The following is a 7,049-nucleotide window of genomic DNA, read 5'->3' on the forward strand; positions in this document are numbered from 1 at the left end:
CGTCGCCGCCCGCGAAGCCCTCGCCGCCGACGGCGTGGGTGTGCGCGTCGTCTCCGCCCCGTCGTTGGAGTGGTTCGCCGAGCAGGACGCCGACTACCGCGAGAGCGTCCTTCCCGCCGCGATCACCGCCCGCGTCTCCGTCGAAGCCGGGCTCGCCCTGGGCTGGCGCGGCATCGTCGGCGACCGCGGCCGGTCCGTCTCGATCGAGCACTTCGGTGCCTCCGCCGACTACCAGACCCTGTTCGACAAGTTCGGCATCACCACCGAAGCCGTCATCACCGCCGCCCGCGAAACCCTCGAGGAGAACGCATGAGCACCCCCACCGCACGCGGAGGAACGCTTCCCGTCGCACCGCCGGCATCGATGAGGGCGAGCGTGCTCATCCGGCCGGAACACATCGAGACGCAGAACCGCCCGGTCCCGGTCCCGCGATCGGATGAGGTCCTCGTGCGCGTCTCTGCCGTGGGGGTCTGCGGATCCGACGTGCACTTCTATCGGGACGGCCATCTCGGGGACTGGAAGGCGAGCGATCCCCTCGTGCTCGGGCACGAGTCGGGCGGGACCATCGTCGCCGTGGGCGATGCGACTGATCCGCGGCGCGTCGGCGAGAGGGTGTCGATCGAACCGCAGCATCCTTCACCGTCCTCGCCCGAGACGCTGCGCGGTGACTACAACCTCGACCCGCACATGAGGTTCTACGCCGTGCCCGGAACCGACGGCGCCTTCCAGGAGTATGTGACGATCCAGAGCCACTTCGCGCACCGCATCCCCGACTCCGTCAGCGATCACGCGGCCGCTCTGATGGAACCGCTGTCGGTAGCGATCGCCACGGCACGGAAGGCGTGCTTCTCCCCTGGGGAGCGCGTCCTGATCGCCGGTGCGGGCCCGATCGGCATCGCCCTGGTTCAGGTCGCACGCGCGTTCGGCGTCACCGAGGTGATCGTGTCGGATCTCGCACCGGAGCGGCGCCAGACGGCGCTCCGCTTCGGTGCGCACGTGGTCCTCGATCCACGCGCAACGCCGCCGCCCGAGGTGTCATCCGTTGACGCCTTCGTCGACGCGTCCGGTGCGGAGTCCGCCGTGCGTGAGGGCATCACGGCGGTACGACCCGGGGGATGGGTCGTCCTGGTGGGCATGGGCCTTTCCGAGATGCCCCTGCCGATCACGATCATCCAGAACCGGGAGCTGATCGTCACCGGGGTCTTCCGCTATGCCAACACCTGGCCAACCGCGATCGCGCTCGTCGCCGGAGGACACGTCGACCTGGATGCGATGGTCACCGCAACCTTCGGCCTCAGCGAGGTCGCGCGTGCCCTGGAATCCACCGCGGACCCCTCGACGATCAAGGCCATCGTGGAACCCACCCGCCCCTGACCGCTGCACACCCACCCGACCTGAGCCTGCGACCGCGCCAGGCCGTCACCCATCCCGCCACGCACCCCACCCCTCCCGATGTCGGAGAATCGACGCCTCATCCTCCGACATCGGCGCGAATCTCCGACGAAGGCGAGCTGAATCGACGCGAGAAAGCGATTTCTTGTAGGGTGGGAGCATGCGCGACGACGGGCTGAATGGCCCCCTCCCCTGGCTCTCCGTCTCCGGTGACCGCATCGTCGATGACACCGGGCAGACCGTGCGGCTTGCCGGTGTCGGCCTCGGCGGGTGGATGAACATGGAGAACTTCATCACGGGCTATCCCGGCAACGAAGAGAACATCCGTCGCGTGATGCGTGAGCGCATGGGGGCGCACGCGTACGAGGCGTTCTTCGACAGCTTCTACACGGCCTTCTTCGACGACGCCGACGCGGCGTTCATCGCCTCGGTGGGGATGAATTCCGTGCGCATCCCGGTGAACTACCGGCATTTCGAGGATGACGCGCGTCCGTTCGAGCTCAAGGAGGAAGGGTTCGCGCGACTCGACCGAGTGGTCTCCTCCCTCGCTCGCCACGGCGTGTACTCGATCATCGACCTTCACGCCCTGCCGGGTCGGCAGAATCAGCACTGGCACAGTGACAACCCGACGCATATCGCGGAGTTCTGGAATCACCCTCACTTCCAGGACCGGGTCGTGCACCTGTGGGAGGCCCTCGCCGACCGGTACAAGGACCGGCCCGAGGTCGCCGGCTACAACCCGATCAACGAGCCGTCCGACCCCACCGGAGTCGCCCTCCCGGCCTTCTACGATCGCCTCGAGCGCGCCATCCGCGCCGTCGATCCGCGCCACGTCCTCTTCCTCGACGGCAACAAGTACTCCACCGATTTCTCGTTCCTCGACGACCGCGCCGACCCACTCCCGAACGCCGTCTACACTGCTCACGACTACGCCCTCCCGGGCATCACGAGCGCCACTCAGTACCCCGGGATCACGCGCGGCGAGTACTTCGATCGGGATGTGGTCGAGCAGACCTTCCTGCGCCGCACCGAGTACATGCGCCGCACCGATACGCCAATCTGGATCGGCGAGTTCGGCCCCGTCTACTCCGACGACAGGTCGCAGGATCCGTGGCGCCTGCGGCTGCTGCGCGATCAGCTCGACATCTATCGCGATCACGGGGCGAGCTGGGCCCTGTGGACCTATAAGGACATCGGGCTGCAAGGACTCCGCTACGCGGACCCCTCGTCGGATTACATGGTCCTTACCGCTCCCGTGCGCGCGAAGAAGGCGCGACTCGGTGCAGACTCATGGGGCGGATCGGACGCCGGGGTCCGCGACGTGCTCGACCCGATCGACGCCCTGTTCGACCGCGAGTTCCCTGACTTCGCGCCGTGGCCGTGGGGCCGTCAGCCGCACGTCGCGGTGCTGGTGCGACACATCCTCTTCGCCGAGCCGCTCGCGGAAGAGTTCGGCGCCGCCTTCTCCGATGTGAACCCGGAACAGGCTGCCGATCTCGCGCGCGCGTTCGCCTTCGCGCAGACCGTCGAGCGCAACGGACTGACAGATCTGCTGCGCGAACACCTGACAGGGTGACCACCTACCCGTCCTCTCGAGCGGACGGGTAGGTGGTCAGCGTTGCGGCGTGACAACGCCCGGGCCCGATGCCTGGGACGGCTCGGGCGTGAACGCGAGCCGCTCGTTCGGACGGAGCGTAACCGTCGCCAGTATCCCGCCCGCACGCACCCTCCCGGCCACGACACCGTTTGATACATTGACCAACTCGAAGGTTTCCTTCGCGGGTATCCAGACCAACCGCAGACCACGCGGGAAGCTCGCCCATTCGACGCCGTTGCGATGGATCATCACCGCGTCGTCGTCTCCGCACAGCTCGAACATGTCGCCGTCGACGGCGCGCGAGGCGGCGACTGCCGTCGGGGCGACACCGTGCTCGAGCCGCGTGGGGATCAATCCCGAGAACCACACCTCTCCGTCGGGGCTTACCAGGACCCCGAACCAACGCTCGACCGCGTCGAGAAGCCAGAGGATCGCGGGCGAGTAAGACGCGGTGTATCCGGCGTCGCCGGACCACGGGTCGAGGCACTGGGGGAACCGGTCCGCGCGTGCGAGGGCCTCCAGAAGCCGGGCTGACACCAATCCGAGCTCCGCGTGATGCCCGTGCCGCTCGAACGCGTGCGAGGCTCGAATCTGGGTGAGGAAGTTCACCGGCCCACCCCAGGAGTTGCGGGTGAAGTCGTGGTCGAAGCGCGGATCGGACAGCGCGAGCGACGTGAAGCCGTAGTGCGCGAGGAACCCGCGCGTGTTCATGAGATGCCGACGGAGCGAGCGCTCGAAAGCCTCATCGTCGCCGGCCTCGCTCGCCCAGACGCGCAGGAGCACGTCGGAGAGCACACGGACGTGCTCGCCCTCGCGATCGCGGTCGTAGAACGTGGCGTCTTCGACGTTCCAGCACTCCGACCAGAGCGCCCGATACGACTCGTCCGACCGGATCGACCAAGCACTGCCGTCCTCGCCGAGCTCGTCGGCCATGAGCGCGAGATACCTGCGCTGGCAGGCCACGTTCGCCGTGAGGTCCGGCGCGACGACGGGAACCACCGGCGACTCCGGGTCGACCCTCGAGGCCTCGCCGCCGAAGCACCGGTCGGGAGCGAACCAGAAGCGCGGCGAAAGATCGTGCCCGGTGTCGAAGGTGCAGAACGCCTCCACGCCGCCGGTGCCGAGCGTGTCACGATGCCGAGCGAGCCAGGCGTCGTTTCGCACCATCGCATCGAACATGCGCCGAAGGAAACGGTCGTCGCGACCCGTCAAGAGGTAGTGGTGCCACACGCTCCGCGCCAGAGGTGTCACGATCTGGATCTGGCTGAACGCCGTCCCGTCGGCGGTGACCTTGTAGGGGATGAGCCCGTCGTCGCGCTGACCCGCCGCGAACTGCTCGAACGTGTTTCGCGCGACAGTCGGCGCGAATCGCGACAGCATTTCCGCGCTGATCGATCCCGTACTCTCGATCCAGCTGCCCGGATAGGGGCCGCCCTCGCGAAGCACCGCTCGTCCACCCTCGACGAGCGGACCGATGCAGCCGTCGAGCTCGAGGACCGCCTGTCGCCATCGTTCCTCGAGGACACCGTCCACCGCGGCGAAGCCGATCCCCCGTGCAGCCAGATCCGCGGCGAGGCCGGGCGCCTGGTCGATCGATTCGCGCCGGCGCAGGCGCGCGAGCGCGGTTTCACGTGGTGTCATCACGCACTCCCCCTCGACGAGGGGTGGGCGGCCCCAGAGGACCGCCCACCCGATGCGTACGTTCCAGCCGAGCCTCCGTCAGTCCTCCAGGTCTGCCGAGAGCTTGGCGACCCAGTCCTCAGCGGCTTCCTGGGGTGTCATCCGATCGAACAGCACCTCGGATTCGGCATCCTGGCTGTACTTGTTCATGTTCGCACCTCCGGCCGGCTGCGGCGGGGCCACGGTGCCGGAGTCCAGGGTCAGCTCGACGTACTCGGCCGCATCCTTCGAGGGCCCTTCGAGCAGGGGCGTGACGATCTCGGCCATCTCCGGATTGAAGGGCACGCCGCGCGTGTCGAGAATGAGCTCGGCGGAGGACGGCTCGTTCAGGAACCAGCTGACCAGCATGGCCGCGGCTTCGGGGTGCTCGGTCTGCGCATTGATCGACCAGAACGCCGAGGGCAGGAGGGCGACTCCGCTCGAGCCGGTGTCCGACGGCGGAGGAAGCACCAGGGTCTCGCCGGCGCCGGAGTAGGCACCCGCAAGGTTGCTGTACCCGAACGTGATGGCAGCCTGCCCCAGCGTGTAGAGCTGCTGGTCCGGGGGAAGCGCCCAGTTGGCGGTCACGATCGTGGGGTCCGGCAGACCGCCACCGTCGAGGAGCTCGAGCTCCTTCTCGTACCAGCCGGCGATGTCGTCGGCGTCGACGGCGAGGTTGCCCTCCCAGTCGTAGAGGCCGAGTTCGGTCTCCTGTCCGGCATAGGTGCCGATGATGTCCTGGACGCGCAGATCCACGCCGTAGATCGGCTGCCCCTGGTCATTCGTCAGACCAGCGGACCCGACGGTGTTGGCGATCTCGATGAAGTCGTCCCACGTCCAGGATGCATCGGGCACCTCGATGCCGGCCTGCTCGAGGATGTCCACGTTGACGAACGCCGCCGTCGCGTTTCCACCGGTGGGAAGCCCGTACAGGGTGCCGTCGACGATCGCGTTCGTCGTGGACACCTCGGGATACTTGTCCACCTCGACGATGTCGGCGACCGTTCCCATATCGAGCAGTGCACCCACCTCGCCATACTCCTGCGGCTTGGCGCCGCCGAGTGCGAAGACGTCCGGCGCGGTCGTTCCCCCGCCGCCGAAGTCGGTCGCGAGGCGGTTGAAGAGGTCGTCCGGGCTGCCGACAGGCGTCTGTTCGACGGTGATGTTCGGATACTCCGCCATGAAGTTCCCGATCACCTCGTCGAACAGCGCGGCGCGGTTGTCATCGCCCCACCATGAGATCTCCAGCGTGATCTCCTCATCGGGATCGTACTCGCCTCCTCCCCCGCCGCCGCCGTCCGACGCCGAGCAGCCGGCGAGGAGAAGGGCACCGCATGCCGCTCCCGCGGCGAGCTGTGCAGGAACCGTGTGTCGTCTACGCATCTTCGCGCCTCGTTTCCGTTCAGGTGGGTCGTTCCACCGTGTGCTGTGCCCCCGAATCGCACGCAAAGGCGAGAAATTCGAGAAATCGTTTTCACGCAAATTAGCATCTCTAGCAACAAATAGTCAACGGAATCTCGGGGATCCTGTCGGTCGACGTTTGACAAAACCACATCGCTGCCCGTAGAAAGGCCTCCGAACGGTGAAACCGCTTTCTCCATCGGCGTCGATGGAACTCTTCACAGCCGAAGGAGGTCAACGTGAGCAGTCTCGGTGAACTGCGCGACATCGCGCGCAGCAGCCGGCGCCACCGGAACGAGAAAGGTCTGCCCCGTCCGAAGGAGAAGCGCGACAACCTCGCCGCGTATGTCTTCCTGTCGCCGTGGTTGATCGGACTGACCGTCTTCACCCTCGGGCCGATGCTGTGGTCGCTGTGGTTCTCCTTCACGGACTACAACCTGCTGCAGTCGCCCATCCAGAGCCCACCCGACTTCATCGGTCTCGAGAACTACGCGAAGATGATCCAGGACCCCGAGTTCTGGAACTCGTTCCGCGTGACGGTCACCTACGTGCTCGCCGGCGTGCCGTTGCAACTCGGACTCGCTCTTGCCCTGGCGCTCTTGCTCGACAAGGGGCTGCGCGGACTGTCCTTCTACCGTTCGATCTTCTACCTGCCGAGCCTCCTGGGCGGATCGGTCGCGATCGCCATCCTGTGGCGCCAGGTCTTCGGCAAGGACGGACTGGTGAACGCGTTCCTGGCGATCTTCGGCATCGACGCTCCGGGATGGATCGGCCACCCGGACTACGCGCTGCGGACGATCATCATCCTGCACATCTGGACGTTCGGGTCGCCGATGGTGATCTTCCTGGCGGGTCTGCGGCAGATTCCGGACATGTACTACGAGGCGGCCTCGGTCGACGGCGCATCCCGGCCGCAGCGCTTCTTCCGCATCACCCTTCCGCTCCTCACACCGATCATCTTCTTCAATCTCGTGCTGCAGGTGATCTTCGCCTTCCAGAC

The 7,049-nt window shown here is 66.8% G+C and carries 6 protein-coding genes; 4 read left to right on the forward strand and 2 right to left on the reverse strand.

All coding sequences use genetic code 11. The features are described from left to right. From B4E30_RS00680 to B4E30_RS00690, 3 genes are all read left to right on the forward strand, one after another. Positions 1–313: transketolase-like TK C-terminal-containing protein (locus tag B4E30_RS00680; RefSeq protein WP_414683173.1), on the forward strand; the 313-nt coding region annotated here is incomplete at its 5' end. Next, entirely contained in the window at positions 310–1,374 is a 1,065-nt protein-coding gene (locus B4E30_RS00685; RefSeq protein WP_286793071.1) for an NAD(P)-dependent alcohol dehydrogenase, read from the forward strand. The genes B4E30_RS00680 and B4E30_RS00685, both read left to right, overlap by 4 nt. A gap of 178 nt (positions 1,375–1,552) precedes the next feature. Beyond that, positions 1,553–2,968 carry a glycoside hydrolase family 5 protein gene (locus tag B4E30_RS00690; RefSeq protein ID WP_286793072.1) on the forward strand — a complete coding sequence of 472 codons (1,416 nt, stop codon included), beginning with the start codon at positions 1,553–1,555 and terminating at the stop codon, positions 2,966–2,968. Positions 2,969–3,004: 36 nt separating this feature from the next. Here the strand turns inward: B4E30_RS00690 and B4E30_RS00695 are convergent, their stop codons facing one another. Then, the gene (locus B4E30_RS00695; protein ID WP_286793074.1) at positions 3,005–4,630 is read right to left on the reverse strand and encodes an MGH1-like glycoside hydrolase domain-containing protein; all 1,626 of its coding nucleotides are present in this window, start codon (positions 4,628–4,630) and stop codon (positions 3,005–3,007) included. A gap of 78 nt (positions 4,631–4,708) precedes the next feature. Then, positions 4,709–6,031 carry an ABC transporter substrate-binding protein gene (locus tag B4E30_RS00700; protein WP_286793075.1) on the reverse strand — a complete coding sequence of 441 codons (1,323 nt, stop codon included), beginning with the start codon at positions 6,029–6,031 and terminating at the stop codon, positions 4,709–4,711. A gap of 257 nt (positions 6,032–6,288) precedes the next feature. On the opposite strand from B4E30_RS00700, the gene B4E30_RS00705 reads away from it, so the two are divergent. Beyond that, the coding region (locus B4E30_RS00705) for a carbohydrate ABC transporter permease (protein WP_414683174.1) at positions 6,289–7,049 on the forward strand (761 nt) is incomplete at its 3' end.

Origin of the sequence: Microbacterium sp. UBA3394, from assembly GCF_002358725.1 — a bacterium.
In the GTDB taxonomy this organism is placed as follows: Bacteria; Actinomycetota; Actinomycetes; order Actinomycetales; family Microbacteriaceae; genus Microbacterium; species Microbacterium luteum.

Bases quoted from the DNA above. Each gene is read 5' to 3' on its own strand.
- B4E30_RS00685 (WP_286793071.1), top strand. From the start codon at position 310: ATGAGCACCCCCACCGCACGCGGAGGAACGCTTCCCGTCGCACCGCCG.
- B4E30_RS00690 (WP_286793072.1), top strand. From the start codon at position 1,553: ATGCGCGACGACGGGCTGAATGGCCCCCTCCCCTGGCTCTCCGTCTCC.
- B4E30_RS00695 (WP_286793074.1), bottom strand. From the start codon at position 4,630: ATGACACCACGTGAAACCGCGCTCGCGCGCCTGCGCCGGCGCGAATCG.
- B4E30_RS00700 (WP_286793075.1), bottom strand. From the start codon at position 6,031: ATGCGTAGACGACACACGGTTCCTGCACAGCTCGCCGCGGGAGCGGCA.